General features: G+C 70.3%; 8 protein-coding genes and 1 pseudogene. 7 read left to right on the forward strand and 2 right to left on the reverse strand.

All coding sequences use genetic code 11. The features are described 5' to 3' along the window. On the reverse strand, nucleotides 1-3,153 hold a 3,153-nt coding region (locus ON34_RS38180), incomplete at its 3' end, for an IniB N-terminal domain-containing protein (RefSeq protein ID WP_051023171.1). A 299-nt stretch (nucleotides 3,154-3,452) separates the two neighbouring features. Between ON34_RS38180 and ON34_RS26850 the strand changes: the two genes are divergently transcribed. From ON34_RS26850 to ON34_RS26875, 6 genes are all read left to right on the forward strand, one after another. After that, nucleotides 3,453-5,243, forward strand: a complete 1,791-nt coding sequence (locus ON34_RS26850; RefSeq protein ID WP_051023173.1) for an Hsp70 family protein — start codon at nucleotides 3,453-3,455, stop codon at nucleotides 5,241-5,243. Continuing rightward, nucleotides 5,236-7,833 carry a LuxR C-terminal-related transcriptional regulator gene (locus ON34_RS26855; protein ID WP_040784957.1) on the forward strand — a complete coding sequence of 866 codons (2,598 nt, stop codon included), beginning with the start codon at nucleotides 5,236-5,238 and terminating at the stop codon, nucleotides 7,831-7,833. Before ON34_RS26850 ends, ON34_RS26855 begins: the two co-directional genes overlap by 8 nt. A gap of 47 nt (nucleotides 7,834-7,880) precedes the next feature. Then, nucleotides 7,881-8,975, forward strand: a complete 1,095-nt coding sequence (locus ON34_RS26860; RefSeq protein ID WP_040784644.1) for a hypothetical protein — start codon at nucleotides 7,881-7,883, stop codon at nucleotides 8,973-8,975. Nucleotides 8,976-9,138: 163 nt separating this feature from the next. Further along, nucleotides 9,139-10,497 (forward strand): S1 family peptidase, encoded by a 1,359-nt coding sequence (locus ON34_RS26865; protein WP_040784646.1) that lies wholly within the window; start codon nucleotides 9,139-9,141, stop codon nucleotides 10,495-10,497. Nucleotides 10,498-10,672: 175 nt separating this feature from the next. After that, entirely contained in the window at nucleotides 10,673-11,935 is a 1,263-nt protein-coding gene (locus ON34_RS26870; RefSeq protein WP_245548214.1) for a S1 family peptidase, read from the forward strand. A 138-nt stretch (nucleotides 11,936-12,073) separates the two neighbouring features. After that, nucleotides 12,074-12,961, forward strand: coding sequence for an NRDE family protein (locus tag ON34_RS26875; protein WP_040784960.1), 888 nt, complete (start codon nucleotides 12,074-12,076; stop codon nucleotides 12,959-12,961). A 77-nt stretch (nucleotides 12,962-13,038) separates the two neighbouring features. Here ON34_RS26875 and ON34_RS26880 read toward each other — a convergent pair whose 3' ends face one another. After that, a complete protein-coding gene (locus ON34_RS26880; RefSeq protein ID WP_040784661.1) occupies nucleotides 13,039-13,770 on the reverse strand; it encodes a DUF8020 domain-containing protein in 732 nt (243 codons plus the stop codon). 458 nt (nucleotides 13,771-14,228) lie between these two features. Between ON34_RS26880 and ON34_RS26885 the strand changes: the two are divergent. After that, a pseudogene (locus ON34_RS26885) lies at nucleotides 14,229-17,293 on the forward strand ((Fe-S)-binding protein). The last annotated feature ends 1 nt before the right edge of the window (nucleotide 17,294 follow it).

The raw sequence follows: 17,294 nt of genomic DNA on the forward strand, positions 1-17,294 counted from the left end.
AGCGTCGGGTCCACCCGACAGACCGGCACCGAGTCCAGCGCCAGCCTGCGCACCTGCGTCAAAGGCGCCGCCGAGGCCGCTCTCGAGACCGGAACCAGCGTGCAGAACGCCGTCCACGCCGCTGGACAATCCTCCGCCGAGACCGGTCGTCGCCTCGCCCCCGGCGTCGAGCGCCGCCCCGAGTCCGCTTTCCAGTCCCGTCCCGAACTGTCCTCCGGTGTTCAGCGAACCATCCAGGCCGCCACCCAGTTCCGCGCCGGTGCTGACGGCCGCGCCGAGTCCCGTCGCGAGCCCGGTCTCCAGACCCGCCGTCGCCTGCGTCCCCAGATTCCCCGCACCGCCGACGGCAGAGGAGAAGTTGCCACCGACTCCTGTGCTCAAATTGCCCGAACCCTGCGCCGCGGTATCGATTCCGCCGGTCAGCCCGCCGGTCGCCTGGCCTCCGGCCCCGAGCGCGCCGCCGATCCCGGTCGACAAACCACTCTCCAGTCCGCCGCCGATCTGCGCACCGGCGTCTGCGGCCCCATGCAATCCGGTCGAGGCCCCCGCACCCAGGCCCACCCCCGTCTGCGCGGCACCACCCAGCGCCGCATCCACACCCGTGGTCAAACCACCAGCACCATTCACGGCACCTTCCAAGCCTCCACCGACACCGGCCTGCCCCGCAGCACCGAGCCCCGCCGAGAAGTCAGTCGCCGCACCCGCAGCGCCCTCGAGTCCCGCACCCAAGCCAGAGGTCGCGTCGGCGGCACCGCCCACAGCGCCCCCCGGACCCGCGCCGAGACCAGCCTGCGCGCCAGCACCGAAGCCCGTGGTCAATCCGCTCGCCGCGTCCACGGCACCCTCGAGGCCCGCGCCAGCCTGACCGCCAGCGCCCAGCGCCGCGTCAACACCCGTGGTCAAACCACCAGCACCATTCACGGCACCTTCCAAGCCTCCACCGACACCGGCCTGCCCCGCAGCACCTAGACCGGCCGACAAGTCAGTCGCCGCACCAACGGCGCTCTCGAATCCCCCGCCCAAGCCGGTTGTCAGGTCCGCGGCACCGTCCACAGTGCCCCCGAAACCTGCGCCAGCCTGACCGCCAGCACCCAGACCCGCCGAGAAGTCAGTCGCCGCACCCGCAGCACCCTCGAGTCCCGCGCCCGAGCCAGAGGTCACGTCCGCGGCACCCCCCGCAGCGCCCTCCAGACCCGCGCCGACACCAGCCTGCCCCGCCGCACCCAGACCGCCCGACAAGTCGCTCGCCGCACCAATGGCGCTCTCGAATCCAGCGCCCAGGCCCGTGGTCAGGTCGGCGGCACCACCCACAGCGCCCCCGAGGCCCGCGCCAGCCTGACCGCCAGCGCCCAACGCCGCGTCAATGCCTGTGGTCAAACCACCGGCCGCATCCACAGCGCCTTCCAGACCTGCACCAACGCCAGCCTGTCCACCAACACCGAGATCGGTGGTCAAGTCGGCTGCTCCGCCGACAGCGCTCTGAAGTCCCGTGCCCAGGCCCGTGGTCGCGTCCACGGCGCCTCCGAAACCCGTGTCGAGCCCAGCGCCAGCCTGACCGCCGAGAGCCCCACCGATGCCGGTCGACAACCCGGCCGCGCCACCCACGGCGCCCTCCAGACCCGCACCGAGATCGGTGGTGATGCCAGCCGCGCCGTCCACAGCGCCTCCCAGACTCGCGCCGAGGCCGCTCGTGGCACCAAGGGCGCCCTCCAAGCCCGCACCCGCCTGCGCACCGAGGCCACCGGTCATGTCGGTAGCCGCACCAACGGCACCATCCAGACCAGCGCCCAAGCCCGTGGTCACGCCCGCGGCGCCATCCAAAGCACCATCGAGGCCGACCCCCAGACCGGTCGTCGCATCCGCAGCGCCCTCCAGACCCGCACCGAGACCCGTGGTCACGTCCGCCGCGCCATTGACAGCCCCTCCCAAGCCAGCGCCCAGACCGGTGGTCACGTCCGCCGCACCACCCACGGCGCCGTCGAAAGCGCCGCTGAGGCCGGTCGTCAGACCGGTTGTCGCATCAATCGCGCCATTCAGACCAGCCCCCAAGCCCGTGGTCGCACCCGCCGCGCCATCCAGGCCAACCCCCAGACCAGTCGTCAAACCAGTCGTCGCATCCACAGCACCCTCCAGGCCCGCGCCGAGACCCGTGGTCACGTCCGCCGCACCACCCACGGCGCCTTCCAGACCCGCACCCAGACCGGACGTCAAACCGGTCGTCGCGTCTACAGCACCCTCGAGACCCGCGCCCAAACCGGTCGTCAAGCCGGTCGTCGCATCAATCGCACCACCCAGACCTGCGCCCAGATCGGCGCCAGCCTGCGCACCGGCGTCCAAGGCGGCGTCTACCCCGGTGGTGAGACCGGCTGCCGCGTCCACGGCACCCTGCAGCCCGCCGCCGAGGCCCGCGGCTCCGTTCAGCGCGCCTTCCAGGCCCGCGCCGAGGCCTGTCGTCAGGCCCGCCGCCGCGTCCACCGCGCCCTCCAGGCCGGTGGAAAGGTCGGCGCCCGTGCCGATGGCGGCGTCGATGCCGGTGGCGACGCCGGTCTCCAGGCCGGCGCCGATGTTCCCCGCGCCCGCCAAGCCGGTGGACAGGTCGACGTCCAGGTCGGCGCCGCCACCGATACCGCTGATCACCTGGGCGCCCGCCCCGAGCAAGCCGCCAACGGCCGCGGACAGGTCGGCGCCCGCGTTCACCACAGTGTCGAGTCCGGCGGCCAGCCCGCCACCCAGGCCCGCGCCGATCTCCAGACCCGTGTCGATCGCGGTGTCCAGACCCGCGCCCAGGTCGACGCCCGTACCCACACCCAGATCGACACCGGCGCCGCCGCCCACACCGAGGTCGACGCCCAGGTCGGTGCCCAGGTCGACACCCGCGTTCGCGACCGCGGCCGCACCCACGGTGCCCGCCGCGCCCACGGCGGCCGCCGCACCGGTCTGCGCGCCCGCCGCCACAATCGCCTGCAGCTGGGAACCGCCGGTGACCAGCGCCGACTCGGCAACCATCGGAGCGCAGAGGGTGATGTCCTCGGGAGTCACCGCGCTCAGCCCGGCGGCGGCCAGCGCCTGGGTGGGGTTGGCGCAGTAAGCGACCGCGGCCTCGTCGTTCCGCAGCAGATTGAGGATGAACTCCAGAATCGCGTTGGGTGTCATGAGATTCGTCTCCTGAGATCCGGCGGACCTCGATGATCCGCAGTCGTTGGAATGCAAATCACGCTAGGAGCGCATCCCGTTACGCCGAAACGGGGCGAACCCCTACGACCCCGCGGGGGTACTCGGTAGGGGTGCGGGCGAAATTAGGGGAATTGCCCCAACCTTTCCCCTAACGAAGTAACGGCTGATGACCAGCTACCGACAGAACGGTTGCGTCGGCGTAGCTCCAACGACCTGCGCATCTCGGAACTACACAGCAGCGACACCGGACCAGACAGCTTTTCGAACGGGGTTCTCGAATGACACAGCGCCTGGCGCTCGGCATCACTGTCGGGGCGTCGAATTCGGTCGCCGTGGCGGCAACGGAAGATGGCGACGACGGCATCGGCCCGTCCGGCGGCGGTTACCTACGCGCGCATCCGAGCGTGCTGCGGTTGTCGCAGGACATGGGGCCCACTTTCGGCTCGGGCGCTCGCGTCACCGGCCGCCATTCCAGTGACGTCGTGTTGGAGGGTTTCCTGGCCAGGGTCGGTGACCCGGTCGCCATCCTCGCCGAGGACGGCTCCTCCTATTCCGCGCCCGACCTGGTCGCCACCGCGATCGGATGCTTGATCGACGAGAACGCCGCCGACACAGGGCAATCCGCCACCGAGGCGATCGTCGCCTGCCATCCGGCCTGGTGGTCGCGGCACACCGTGGAGATCCAGCGCGACGCGCTCGAGCGAGCCGGGCTCGGCGAGGTGACCTTGGTTCCTGAGCCCACCGCCGCGATCCGCTGGCTGGACGCGGCGCACGGCAGGTCCGGCGACGGCGCGGTGGTCGTCTACGATCTCGGCGCGACCGGGCTGACCGTCTCGGTGGTGCGCACCGGCGAGCACGCCAGCCTGCTCGGCACGCCGTTGCGCAACACCGATGTGGCCGGTGCGGAATTCGATCTGCTGACCATGCGCTATGTCTTGGCAAATGCCGCACTCGACGCGGATTTCGATCCGTTCGACCCGGTGGTCGAGCGCGAATTGTCGGCTTTGCGCGAGCGCTGCAGAAAAGCGAAAGAAGAGCTTTCCATAAATACGGCGACCGTTGTTCCGGTCCGGGTGGATCCCGCCGACCCGCACGGCAGCACCGTGCGTCTGGTGCGCGGCGAACTGGAAGACCTGCTGCGCGGACCGGTGTCCAGTTCTATCGATCTGATCCGCGACGCGGTACACCGCGCGGGCCTCGAGATCGGCGATATCGGCCGCGTTCTGCTCACCGGCGGTGGCGGCGCGATCCCGCTGGTCGCGGAATTGATCTCCTCCGAGTTCGGGCTGCCTGTGGTCGCCGCCCCCGACCCGGAGCACACCGCGGCACGCGGCGCCGCGCTGCTGGCCGCCGATCTGCTCGCCGCCGAGACGGATCAGCTTCCGCTGCTCGCCCCGGACGACGAGGACGAGACCGTGCCGCAGCCCAGAGCACTCCCCGCATCCAGGATCGCGGCGCTGCCCGAGGATCCCCCGGCACGCCGCCCGGCGACGAGCAGACGGCGCGTCGCCGTTGTGGCGGGGGCCGCCGTGGCCATCGGCCTGCTGGCCAGCGGGACGCTCGCGATCGGCACCGGTATCCAGTCGGGCCCGAGCCATCCCGCCTCGACCGAGCAGTCGACCACCGGCGCGGCGCAGATCGCCGCCACGACGGGAGCGCGGCCGGGCGATCCGTCCGCCCCCGCGACCGGTGTCGCTGCCACCGGCTCCGCGACATCGGCGGGTCGCCCGACAACCGGCGCTTCGCAAGCAGCAGGTTCGCCCTCGTCCGCCGCCGAAGGCAGCACCGCGACCGTTGCGAACAGCGAGCAAACTCCTGGCCAGCCCGCTCCCGCGGAATCCCCGGCGCCCCAGCCTGCCCCTCAGCCGCAACCCCAGCCCCAGCCTTCCCCTGCTCCCGCACCGGCACCGACAAACCCGCAACCCACGCAGCAGCAGCCGCGGCCCACGTTGCCGAGCGCGCCGAGCCTGCCGACCGGCGTGCTGAACGACACCATCGATGGCGTCGGCGACTCGGTCGGCACGGTGCTGCGCGCGCCCGGCGAGATCCTGGGAGGCTCCGGTGGCTGATATCGCCTTCGACACCCTCCCCTGCGCCCGCGACATCTTCCGCGACCTGGAATCCGTCGACGAGCAGCCGGTCGTCTACCTGATCCGCGGTCGCTCGCAAACCGGCAAGTCGACCCTTCTCACGGAGATCCGGGCTCGCCTGCGCGCCCGGGGCGTCCCACTGCAGGACGACACCGCCGCCCTGCGGCACGCCCACGCGGGCAATGGCTCCCCTGTGGTGTCCCACGCGCCGAGCGCGGTCGCCGCGGGCACGGCAGGGGTGACGACCGAGGCCACCCGCCCCGCCCTGGTCATCGACAACGCCCACACGCTCGGCCACTTCGAGCTCGAATATCTCTGCGCCGCCGTCGAATCCGGTCATCGCACGGTGGTCGTCGCCACCCAGCCGCGCCCGCACGACACGCGGCTGCGGATGCTGGCCGACGCGGTGGCCCGGCGGGGTCGCGTGGTCGACCTGCGCCCGCTCGGCGTCGCGGATATGGCGCCGTTCGCCAGGGAACTGGGCATGATGGTGCCGCGCCAGGTCGCCCAGCACATCCACCTGCAGACCGGGGGCATTCGCGGCGGTGTGGTCGCCGCGCTGACCGCGGCCTGCTCGGCTCGGCTGGACGCGGGCATCGCCGCCGTCGACACGGCCGTCGCCGCGTGGGCGCGCGGGCTGCTGGACAACCTGGAACCCGACCTGCTGGAAACGCTCGTCGTCGCCACCACCGGAACCGGACTCGACTCCAGCGAGCTCACCGAGGTGCTCGGCGTGGAGCAGGCGGTCGCGCAGGATCTCATCGACCGAGCCAGGGCCAGCGCGCTCGTGACCGACGCCGACCTGCTGCTGGAGCCCGCCGTCGGGCCGCTGCGCACGCTGCTCGGCGACCGCAGGTTCGTGGCGGTCGAACGCCGGTTGCTCGGCGCCCGGCTGGAGGCGGGTCTGCTGCGTGACCGCACCGCCGTGCAACTCGCCGAATCCGGTGTCCGCGATCCCCGCCTGGCCGAATTCCTCGTCGCCGCCGCGGACAAGGCCGGTGCCGATGCGGTCCGCTATTACGCAGCCGCGGCTGCCGCGGGCGCCGAACTTGATCTGATCGCGCTGCGTTGGGCCGAGGCGGCCGCGCGCGCCGGCGACAGCGAGACGGCCATGCGGCTGGCCGAGCCCATGCTGGCGCGTACCGACCGGCCGGGCGCCGATCTCGCGACCGCCGTGCGGATCTGCGCGGCGGTGCTGACCCGCCGTGGCCTGGTCGGTCGCGCGGCACAGTTGTACACCTGGCTCGGGCCGGACCGGGTCGGTCAGGACTGGGCGCTCGGCGCGACCGTGCTGTGCCTGGCAGGCGACGCCGCGGGCGCGAAAGAGATGTCCGCGTCGGCGACGCAGTGGCCGCCTACCGAGGCCGACGCGCACGCGCGGCTGATCGCGACCGCGCTCGCGGACACCATCGAACCGGGCAACGGCACCGCCGCCGCGGTCTCGGCGCTGGTGCAGGCGACGCACGCGGACGCGGGGGTGGAACGCTTCCTGCCGTGCACAGCGGCCTCGATCGCGACCCTGCTCTCGCTCGGCACGGGTGAGCCGCGCCGCGCGGGCGACGCCTTGCGGCGTGCCACCGCGAGCGGGCTGCGCGGTCATCAGCTCGACGTCCTGGCGGCGTGGACCGCGATGCTCGGCGGCGACGAGCGCGCCGCCGCCGCGACGGTGGCCGAATTGGATCATTCCGAGCTCGACGTCCGTGACCGGCTGCTCGCGCACGGCGTCGAGGTCGGTCTCGCCCGGCGCAGTGGCGACCACACCGCACTGGCCCGCGCGTGGCAGGCGGCGTATCCACTGTTCGACGACGTGCAGGCCGATCTGCTGTCCCTGCTGCCGATCGGCGAACTGTGGCTGGCGGCGATCCGGATGCGCGACGAGCGCCGGATCGCGCCGCTGGTGGACGCCGCGACCGCCCTGCTCCGTCGTCTGGACGAGCCGCCTGCCTGGTCCAACGCCTTCCACTGGTACGGCGTACAGGCCGCGATCGCGCACGAGAGCCCCGAGGAACTGCTGCCGCACGCGCGTGCCCTGAAGGCCGCGGCCGAGGACGGCGACCGGCACGCCGCCGTGCTCGCCGACGCCGGCCGCACCTGGGTGCTCGTGCTGCGTGGCCAGGTCGCGACCGCACCGGTCCAGGCCGCCGTCGCCGCGCTGACCGAGATCGGCATGACCTGGGACGGCGCCCGGCTGGCCAGCGAGGCGGCGCTCGCGGCGGCCGACTCGGCGACGGCCACCGCGTTGCTCAAACTGGCCCGCACGGTCCGCGCCGAAGCGCGGCCGCAGGACATGCCGCCACGGCCGTCCACGCCCGCGACCGCCGGCAACGGCGAGGCGACCGCGCCGCCGCCCGCGAAGCCGCAGGCCGCGATCCTCAGCGAACGCGAACGCGAAGTGGCCGAACTGGTACTGCTCGGACTCACCTATCGGGAAATCGGCGCGCGCCTGTACATTTCCGCCAAGACGGTCGAGCACCACGTCGCCCGCATTCGACGCCGGGTCGGTGCCCGCTCCCGTTCGGAGTTATTGTCGATGCTCCGCGCCATGGGACACGGCTCGCTTCTGGTGTGACCGGGTGCGGTTCCGTCAGCGGGAACGCCGAAGCGAGGTATAAGAGGATGGCCACTGGGGTGGGCCTGCGCGTCGCCGAGGACGAGTGCACGGCGGTCATCGTCACCGACGGCGACGAGGAACCGCGGTACATCGTCCGGGAGTCGATCCTGCACATGTCCGACGACGGCGACACCGTCCTCGGCGGACCCGCGCCGGCCGGGCACTCCCACTCGATCACCGGATTCGTGCGCGCCGTCGGCGACCCCACCGGCATCCCGGTCGACGAGGGTGAGGCCTACCGCGCCGAGGATCTGGTCGCGACCGCCCTGTTCTGCCTGATCAACCTGGCCGCCGAACATCTGAGCGGTCCGGCCGAGTTCTACGCGACGCATCCGGCCCAGTGGCCCGCCGAGCACGTGCGTTCGCTGCGCGATGCGCTGGACTACCTCGGCCTGCGCTCGGTGCTGCTGGTCAGTGAGGGGGAGCTGCCCAGCGCCGAAACCGGCGGGTACGGAAGCTCGTTCGCCCATGACGCGGCGCGCGGTGCGCTGGCGGCCGTGCTCGCCACTCCGGCCGGAGCCACCCCGCCGGACCCGTCGACCGCGGAGAACTCGACGGTGGACACCGTCGTCATCCCCGCGGTGCCCGCCGCCGACGCGCCACCGCAGGCGTATTCGGCGGCCATCCCGATCTCCGAACCCGTCGCGACCACCGAAGCGGCCGTGTCCGAGACAGACGCGCCGACACCCGCTCCGGCGAAGGAACGGAAACGAACGCCGCTGCTGGTCGCCGGAGCCGCGGCGGTCGGGCTGGTGCTCGGCGGCATCGTGGTCGCCTTGATGCTCCGCGACGGCGACCAGACGCCGGTGCCGCCGCTGCCCGACGCCAAATCCGAGCAGACATCGGCGCCTACCCTTCCACCGCCATCGATCGTGCCGTCCACCGTGGCCACCACCACCGAGGAACCCGAGCCGCCCGTGGTGACCCCCGAGACGACAACACCCGAGACGACCACCCCGACGACCACCGAGCCGCCCACCACCACTGCGCCCACCACCACCCCTCCGTCGACCACGCGGACCACCACGACCACGCGCAACCCGTACCAGCTACCGCCGATCCCAACCATCCCCGGCATGGGAATACCGGGTAGTCGGTGATTAGTAGCGTCCTTTCCGGGTTTGTGGCCTAGAGTGTTGCGCTGACCCTGTTGTCGGATGAATTTCGCCACAGCGGTCAGTTGCTGGACGAAGACTGTGTGCCAATGGATTACGTCCGTGGCCACGGATTTAGCTGGCACCTGCGTGCCGACGAAGGGACTTCATGCGCAAGTTGGTGGCGCGTCGCGCCGCGGTCAAAGCTGTCGCCATCGCCTCGACCGTTCTCCTGGCTCCCTTGTTCGGCACGACGGCGGCCTCGGCGGCACCCGAGGCCCCGGCACAGCTCGCCGCGGACACTCTGCCGCCGGAACTTGTGCAGGCCATCGCACGCGACCTGCATATGACCCCCACGGAGTACCTGGACCGCGCCGCGCGTGCCCAGCAGCTGCGTGACTACGCGCGCGACTTCCGTTCGGAGCGACCGGATTCCTACGCGGGCGCCTGGATCGGCGCCGACGGTAAGCCCGTCGTCGCCGTCACCTCGCTGGACGCCGCCAAGATCGCCGCGGCCGACGGCTATCAGACCAGACTGGCTCCGGTCTCGGCGGACAGCCTGGAGACCTCGCTGGTGCAGCTCAACCAGTGGATCACCGGTTTGCCGCGGGAGATTTCGCAGGCGATCAACTCGGTGGCGATCGACTTCCTGAACAGCCAGCTGGTGCTCAGCGTCGCCAACACCCCCGCGGGCCACCTGCTCAATCTGCCGACCCTGCTGGCGAACATCAAGGTCATCCTGTCGCCGAACGGCGGGGGGCCGGTCGAGCGCAGGCCGATGGGTGGCGACACCTACATCAGCGCTCCCGGTTCGCTGCGCGACGCGTCGTTGCAGGCGGTCGATGTCTGCTCGTTCGGGTTCAACAGCGTCGACGCGGCGGGCAACGCGCTGAACATCAGTGCCGGCCATTGCGATCCGAACCTGGGCAAAGGCAACCAGGAGGCAGGCGTCTACTACCCCAACGTGCGCGACATCCCGGCCAGCCCCGAACTGGGCACCTTCGTGCGCGCTTCACTCGGTGGCCCGACCGCGCTGGACTATTCGGTGATCAAGTTGAACGAGCGCGCGGTGCGGGCGGGCATGGATCAGCCCTCGGTGCGCGGCGCCAACGGCACCACGCTGTGGATCACGGGCACCGCCGACCCGATCACCGGGGCACCGGTATGCAAGTCGGGCCAGTCGTCCACGTTCACCTGCGGCTTCGTCGTGGCCGACCGGGTGGAGACCCAGCTCTACACCGCGGAGGGCGAGAGCAAGACCGTGCGCGGGTTCGCCAGTTCGGCGTGCACGCTCGGCGGTGACAGCGGCGGTGCGATCGTGTCCGGCACGCTGGCGCTCGGCATCACCAGCGGTTCCAACGCCGCGGACGCGCCGAATTGCAACGAGGCCAACATCGGCTTGGCGCAGTACGGCGGCACCGCCTCGCTGGGCATCCCGATCCGGGCGATCCTGGCCGATATCGACGCCTCCTCCGGCGGCGGAATCGGCAGCGGCATCGCGGTGCGCACCCGGCCGAACGCGGGCTGATTTCACCCTCCGCGCATGTGGCGACGAACATATCGGCGGTCGGCGGGCTATCGGGGGAACCAAGAACACAAGATGAGTAGGCATACCGGGCAGAACCCCATATAGTCTGCTCATGCTCCTGCCACGTATAGGTCCTCCCCGATCAGCTGCGCGACAGACCGGAATCCGAAAAACAGTGATCGCCGCCTCGGCGGCGATCCTGCTGTTCGGCCCCACGGCGGCAGTAGCGACGGCTCAACCCGATCAGGCGCCCGGCCTGCCCGCCGAACTGGTGGCCGCGGTGGTCCGCGATCTGAAGATCTCGCCCGACGAGTATCTGCACCGCGCGGAAGTCGCGCAGCAGGTGGCCGCGTTCGCTACCACCGCCCAGCGGCAGTACCCGTCGGTGTTCGCCGGCTCCTGGCTCGACGAGGCCGGCAAGGCGGTCGTGGCCCTGGCTCAGGGCCCCGGCGCCGACGAGGCCAAGAAGGCGGCGGAATCGGCCGGATTCGAGGTGCGCAACGTAGCCAAGAGCGAGGCGGCGCTGCGCGGCGAGAAGAGCGCGTTCGAGCGCTGGCTGGAGGGCCAGCCGGAGGCGGTGCGGTCTCTGGTGCGCGGCGCGGTGGTCGACACCGTGAACAACAGCATCGCGGTGCGCGTCGACCAGGCGGGCCTGCCGATGCCGAACTTCATCGATCCGGCGCGCGTCATCGTGATGGCGCCGCCGATAGCCGGCGAACAGGCCACCATGCAGGCCGGTGAGATCGCCGGAGAGGCGCGCGGTCCGCTCGCGGGCGGCGACGGCTTCGCCTCGATCGCCGGCCGCAGCTCGCTGCGCTGCTCGCTCGGCTTCAACGGCACCGACCGCAACGGCAACACGGTGAATATCACCGCGGGCCACTGCAATCCGGACATCGGGTCGGCCGGCACCGGCAACGCCGCTGGCGTCTACGAGCTGAACGGCGACCGCGCCGGCGCCCAGCTGGGCGTGTTCCAGAAGTCGGTGCTCGGCGAGCAGGACTACTCGATCGTGCGGATCAACGACCAGGCGAAGGACCGCTTCGCCAACAACGGCGTCCGGGCTCCCGGCGCGGCGCCGATCCCGATCGAGGGCGTGGCCACCCCGGTCGTCGGCGCTCCGGTGTGCAAGTCCGGTGCGCGCACCGGCTTCAGCTGCGGCGTGGTCAACGCCGTCGACCAGACCGTGCAGGTCGGCGAACGGGAGCTCACCCAGAGCTTCTCGGCCAACATCTGCGCGCTGCCCGGCGACAGCGGCGGCCCGATCGTGACCGGCAGGCTGGCGCTGGGCATCTCCAGCGCGTCGTCGGTGGCGGACTACCCGATCTGCGAGATCCCGAACATCATCGGGGCGCTGACCGGCAACGTGCCGCAGTTGTTCGCGCAGCCGGTGCACGTCGTGCTCTCGGACAACCCTGGGCTCCGCGTGCGCACCAACTGACAGCAGGACGCGAAAAGGCCGGCAGCCCTTGGGCTGTCGGCCTTTTCGCCGTCTTCGGTCCTTTCCGCTGCCCTTACGCGGCCTCCGGTGGTGGAAACGCCGCGTGGTGTGCCGTGCCGGTCGGGCATGCTGGACTGCATGTGTTTGGTGTTGATCGGCTGGCGCGCCCACCCGGAATACCGGTTGATCGTCGCCGCCAACCGGGATGAGTTCTACACCCGGCCGACCGAGTCCATGCGCCGGTGGCCGGAAGTGCCCGGCCTGATCGCCGGGCGCGACACCGGAGCCGTCGGCCGGGCCGAAGGCGAACCTCCCGGCACCTGGCTCGGCCTCACGGCACAGCCGCAGGGCAACAATCGCTTCGCGGCGGTCACGAATGTGCGCAATCCCAACGACCAGCGCTCCGACGCCCGTTCCCGTGGGGCGTTGCTGATGGACTTCCTGCGCGGCGCCTCCGACCGCCACCCGGCGGGCGAATTTCCCGGCCCGGAAAAGTACCTGCTCGATGTCGCGGCGGCGCCCGACGACTACAACGGCTACAACCTGGTGGTCTCCGACCTGCGGACGCTGTGGTGGCATTCCAACCGCAGCGCCGCGGAGCCGAGGGAGCTGGCTCCGGGCTTCCACGGCCTCTCCAACGGCACGTTCGTCACTTCCGCGGAGACGACCGAGCCGAACGCAGATCTTGCTGCTCCACAACCCATCTGGCCTAAAGTGCGGGCCGGTATGACCGAGCTGCGGGAGGTCGTTCGATGCGATCCCGGCGCGGTGGACCGCTACTTCGATGTGCTCGCCGATCGCGCCGAGGCGCCGGATGAGGCGTTACCGCATACCGGAGTTCCGTACGAGATGGAACGGGCGCTCTCGGCCCGATTCATCGCGCACAGCGTGCACGGCACCAGGGCGAGCACGGTGCTGCTGGTGCGCGAGGACGGCACGTTCGAGATGGTCGAGCGCTCGTTCGGCATACTCGGGCGGGATCTGGGCGAGGTCGTCGTGCGGGGGATGCTCGATCTGACCTGCTGACGACGGCGGCCTCGCCGGAAACGACGAGTGGCCCGCTCTCCGGGGAGAGCGGGCCACTCGTCGTGTCGATCGAAAGATCAGTTGGGCTGCTGAGCCGCGACCGGCTTCTCGGCCCACTTGGTGGTGCCGTCCGGCGCCTGCAACGTGTTCAGCAGTTCGACGCCCGCGGCGACCAGCGTCGGCCCACCGACCGCGATGGTGCCGAGGATGCCGCCGATGCCCGCACCGATCGGCAGACCGGCGAGGCAGCCGACGCCGAACAGCGGAAGACCGAAGATGCAGCCGACAACGGCGCCGATCGCGGTGCCGATGAATCCACCGACGGCCGTGGCGATGCCGAAGTTGCTCGCGAACTCGTTCTGCGCGCGCTGGTTCTCGATCGGCGAGGCGATGTCCTTGGCCACCACCGGCTTCGCGACGACCGGCTTGTCGGAGACGACCAGGTCGGCCGGGCGCTCGGGGGTGACTTCGAGGACGGTGCCGTCCTTCTTGACGTCGGCCTTGACCGGCACCAGTTTGCCGTCGACATCGACGTTCAACGGGAACGAGACCAGGGTGTTGCCCTTGTCGTCGCGCACGTTGGCGACCGTGGTCTTCGGCTCGTCAGCGGTAGCGCCCTCCTTCTCGGTCACCGAGAAGGTTCCTCCCTTGAGCGCTGCCACGACGGTCTTATCGACCAGCTTGACCGAGTACAGCACACCGGAATCGGTCTGCGTAGGAGCCGGCTCGTCGGCGTGAGCCGTCCCCAGACCGATGGTCATCGCACCGATGACCAACGCGGCCGCCGCGGTGGTTCTGCGGAGTTTCATTCAGTTTCCAATCCATCATCAGGTCGTCATTACCGGCTGGTCATCAGCACGCGAGAGCTCTTTCCACAAATCCGGGTGGTCGGCTCCGGATCCTCCCCGAGCGGTGTGAAGACGGGCACGGCTATCAGAACGTCGTGAGCCTAATGGAATAGCGCGTTTTAAGCGAGATGCCTTATCAGGCATGGGGACTAAGCCGATCCTTACCAGACCGGGCGGAATGCTTCGCCGTTACGGTGGTGGTCACCGGACCAGCGGTAATGATAGACGGAACACAATGTGACATTGATCACAGGTAAATAATGGGTCAAGCCCCAGCATGCGGGGCTATCGCCCAAAAGTCGATCGTACGATGGACGGGGTTGTTACTGGCGGGTAACTTACCGCCAGTTAGGATACGAGCCAACCGAGGCGGTAGCAGACCGGCCGCTCTCGTGGTGCCTCTAAAGAAAGGTCGCGACATGAATGCCCTGACAGTGACGCTGGGCACGATTGGGGCGGCGCTCAGCCTCCTGTGTTGGGCGTCGTTCATCGGCGGCGTCCGCAATATCGCGCGCGCCATCATGATCGGACAGCCCGCGCCGGATCGTTGGCGGCCCTTCTTCCCGCGGTTCAAGCAGATGCTGGTGGAGTTCATCGCGCACACGCGGATGAACAAATTCCGCACCGTCGGCTGGGCGCACTGGCTGGTGATGATCGGCTTCCTCGGCGGCGCCATGCTGTGGTTCGAGGCGTACGGGCAGACATTCGACCCGGCGTTCCACTGGCCGATCATCGGCAACCTGGCGATCTACCACCTGTGGGACGAGATCCTCGGCATCGGCACCGTCGTCGGTATCACCACGCTGATCATCCTGCGTCAGCTCAACCATCCTCGGCTTCCCGAGCGCCTGTCCCGGTTCAGCGGTTCCAAGTTCGGTCCGGCCTATGTCATCGAGGCCATCGTGCTGCTCGAGGGCCTCGGCATGATCTTCGTCAAGGCCGGGAAGATCGCGACCTATCACCACTCCGACGCCGCGACCGACTTCTTCACCATGCAGGTGGCGAAGCTGCTGCCCGCCAGCCCGGTGATGGTGTCGATCTTCGCCTTCATCAAGCTGATGTCGGGTATGGCGTTCCTCTACTACGTCGGCCGCAACGTCACCTGGGGCGTGGCCTGGCACCGGTTCTCGGCGTTCCCGAACATCTACTTCAAGCGCGAGGACGACGGCGGCGTCGCGCTGGGCGCGGCCAAGCCGATGATGTCGAAGGGCAAGCCGGTCGACATGGAGACCGCCGACCCGGACACCGACACCTTCGGCGCCGGCCGGATCGAGGACTTCTCCTGGAAGGGCTGGCTCGACTTCACCACCTGCACCGAGTGCGGCCGCTGCCAGTCGCAGTGCCCCGCCTGGAACACCGGCAAGCCGCTGTCGCCGAAGCTGCTGATCATGTCGCTGCGCGACCACGGCTACGCCAAGGCCCCCTACCTGCTGGCCGGCGGCCGCAAGGACATGGGCGGCGACGAGGTCGGCCTGGTCGACGCCGAGGGCAACCCGAACGAAGCGAAGCTGGCCAAGATCTCCGAGGCGGCCAAGGCCGAGGCGGAGCGTCCGCTGGTGGGCGGCGCGGAGGTCAACGGCATCATCGACCCCGAAGTGCTGTGGAGCTGCACCACCTGCGGCGCGTGCGTCGAGCAGTGCCCGGTGGACATCGAGCACGTCGACCACATCATCGACATGCGCCGCTACCAGGTGCTGATCGAATCGGAGTTCCCGTCCGAGCTCGCCGGTCTGTTCAAGAACCTGGAGAACAAGGGCAACCCCTGGGGTCAGAACGCCAAGGACCGGCTGAACTGGATCAACGAGCTCGACTTCCAGATCCCGGTCTTCGGCCAGGACGCCGACAGCTTCGACGGCTACGAGTACCTTTTCTGGGTCGGCTGCGCCGGCGCCTACGAGGACCGCGCCAAGAAGACCACCAAGGCGGTCGCCGAGTTGCTCGCCACCGCGGGCGTGAAGTTCATGGTGCTCGGCGCCGAGGAGACCTGCACCGGCGACTCGGCGCGCCGCGCGGGCAACGAGTTCCTGTTCCAGCAGCTGGCGCAGCAGAACATCGAGCTGCTGAACTCGGTGTTCGAGGGCGTCGAGGAGCGCAAGAAGAAGATCGTCGTCACCTGCGCGCACTGCTTCAACGCGCTGAACAACGAGTACCCGCAGGTCGGCGGCAGCTACGAGGTCGTGCACCACACCCAGCTGCTCAACCGCCTTGTGCGCCAGAAGCAGCTCATTCCGGTGGCGCCGGTGTCGCAGAACGTCACCTACCACGACCCCTGCTACCTGGGCCGCCACAACAAGGTCTACAACGCGCCGCGTGAGCTGATGGCGGCCTCCGGCTCGAACCTGGTCGAGATGCCGCGGCACGGCGAGCGGTCCATGTGCTGTGGCGCCGGTGGCGCGCGGATGTGGATGGAAGAGCAGCTCGGCAAGCGCATCAACATCGACCGGGTGGACGAGGCGCTGACCACGTCACCGGCGAAGATCGCCACCGGCTGCCCGTTCTGCCGCGTGATGCTCACCGACGGCGTCACCGCCCGTCAGGAGAAGGGCGAGGGCGAAGGCGTCGAGGTGGTGGACGTCGCCCAGCTGATGCTGGACGCCATCGAGCGCGTCGAGCCGTCGGTGCTGACCGAGAACCTCACCGTCATCCAGGAGCCGAAGGCGCCCGCGGCGGAGCCGGAGCCGGAGCCCGAACCCGTCCCCGTGGCCGAAGCGCCTGCGCCCGCCAAGGCGGCGCCGACCGGCGGCGGTCTGGCGATGAAGGGCCCGGCCAAGGCACCCGGCGGTCTCGGGATGAAGGGCGCTGCCAAGGCGCCCGGCGCCAAGAGCGCCGCGGCTCCCGCCGAGTCCGCGGCCGAGGCGACCGAGGCTCCTGCCAAGCCGGTCAAGGGCCTCGCCATGAAGGGCCCCGCCAAGGCACCTGGCGGTCTGGGGATGAAGGGCGGCGCGAAGGCACCCGGTGCGAAGGCTGCCGCGGCTCCGGCCACGGAATCCGCGCCTGCCGAGGCTCCATGAAGGGCGCCGTCAAGGCACCCGGCGCGAAGGCTGCCGCGGCTCCGGCCACGGAATCCGCGCCTGCCGAGGCTCCGGCACCCAAGCCGGTCAAGGGACTCGGCATGAAGGGCGCCGTCAAGGCACCCGGCGCGAAGAAGGCGACCACCGCGGCCCCGTCGGCCGAAGAGGCGCCCGCCGAGACGGCAGCGACCGACGCCGAGCCGATCGAGACGAAGCCGACGGTGCCCGCCAAGGGTCTGGCCATGAAGTCCGGCTTCAAGCGGCCCGGCCCGAAGGCACCCGGTGCCGCGGCTCCCGCTGCGCCGGACAACGCGCCCGCGGCGGAAGCTTCCGCGGCACCGGCCGAATCCGCCGCCGAGCCGGAGCCGACCAGCAACGGCAGCAACGGCGCGCCCGAGGTCGCTCCCCCCGCTGCCAAGCCAGGCGGTCTCGGCTTCAAAGCGGGCGCCAAGGCGCCCGGCCGGAAGAACTGAG

The sequence above is a fragment of the Nocardia pneumoniae NBRC 100136 genome (assembly GCF_000308755.1).
In the GTDB taxonomy this organism is placed as follows: Bacteria; Actinomycetota; Actinomycetes; order Mycobacteriales; family Mycobacteriaceae; genus Nocardia; species Nocardia pneumoniae.

Bases quoted from the DNA above. Each gene is read 5' to 3' on its own strand.
- ON34_RS26850 (WP_051023173.1), top strand. From the start codon at position 3,453: ATGACACAGCGCCTGGCGCTCGGCATCACTGTCGGGGCGTCGAATTCG.
- ON34_RS26860 (WP_040784644.1), top strand. From the start codon at position 7,881: ATGGCCACTGGGGTGGGCCTGCGCGTCGCCGAGGACGAGTGCACGGCG.
- ON34_RS26865 (WP_040784646.1), top strand. From the start codon at position 9,139: ATGCGCAAGTTGGTGGCGCGTCGCGCCGCGGTCAAAGCTGTCGCCATC.
- ON34_RS26875 (WP_040784960.1), top strand. From the start codon at position 12,074: ATGTGTTTGGTGTTGATCGGCTGGCGCGCCCACCCGGAATACCGGTTG.
- ON34_RS26880 (WP_040784661.1), bottom strand. From the start codon at position 13,770: ATGAAACTCCGCAGAACCACCGCGGCGGCCGCGTTGGTCATCGGTGCG.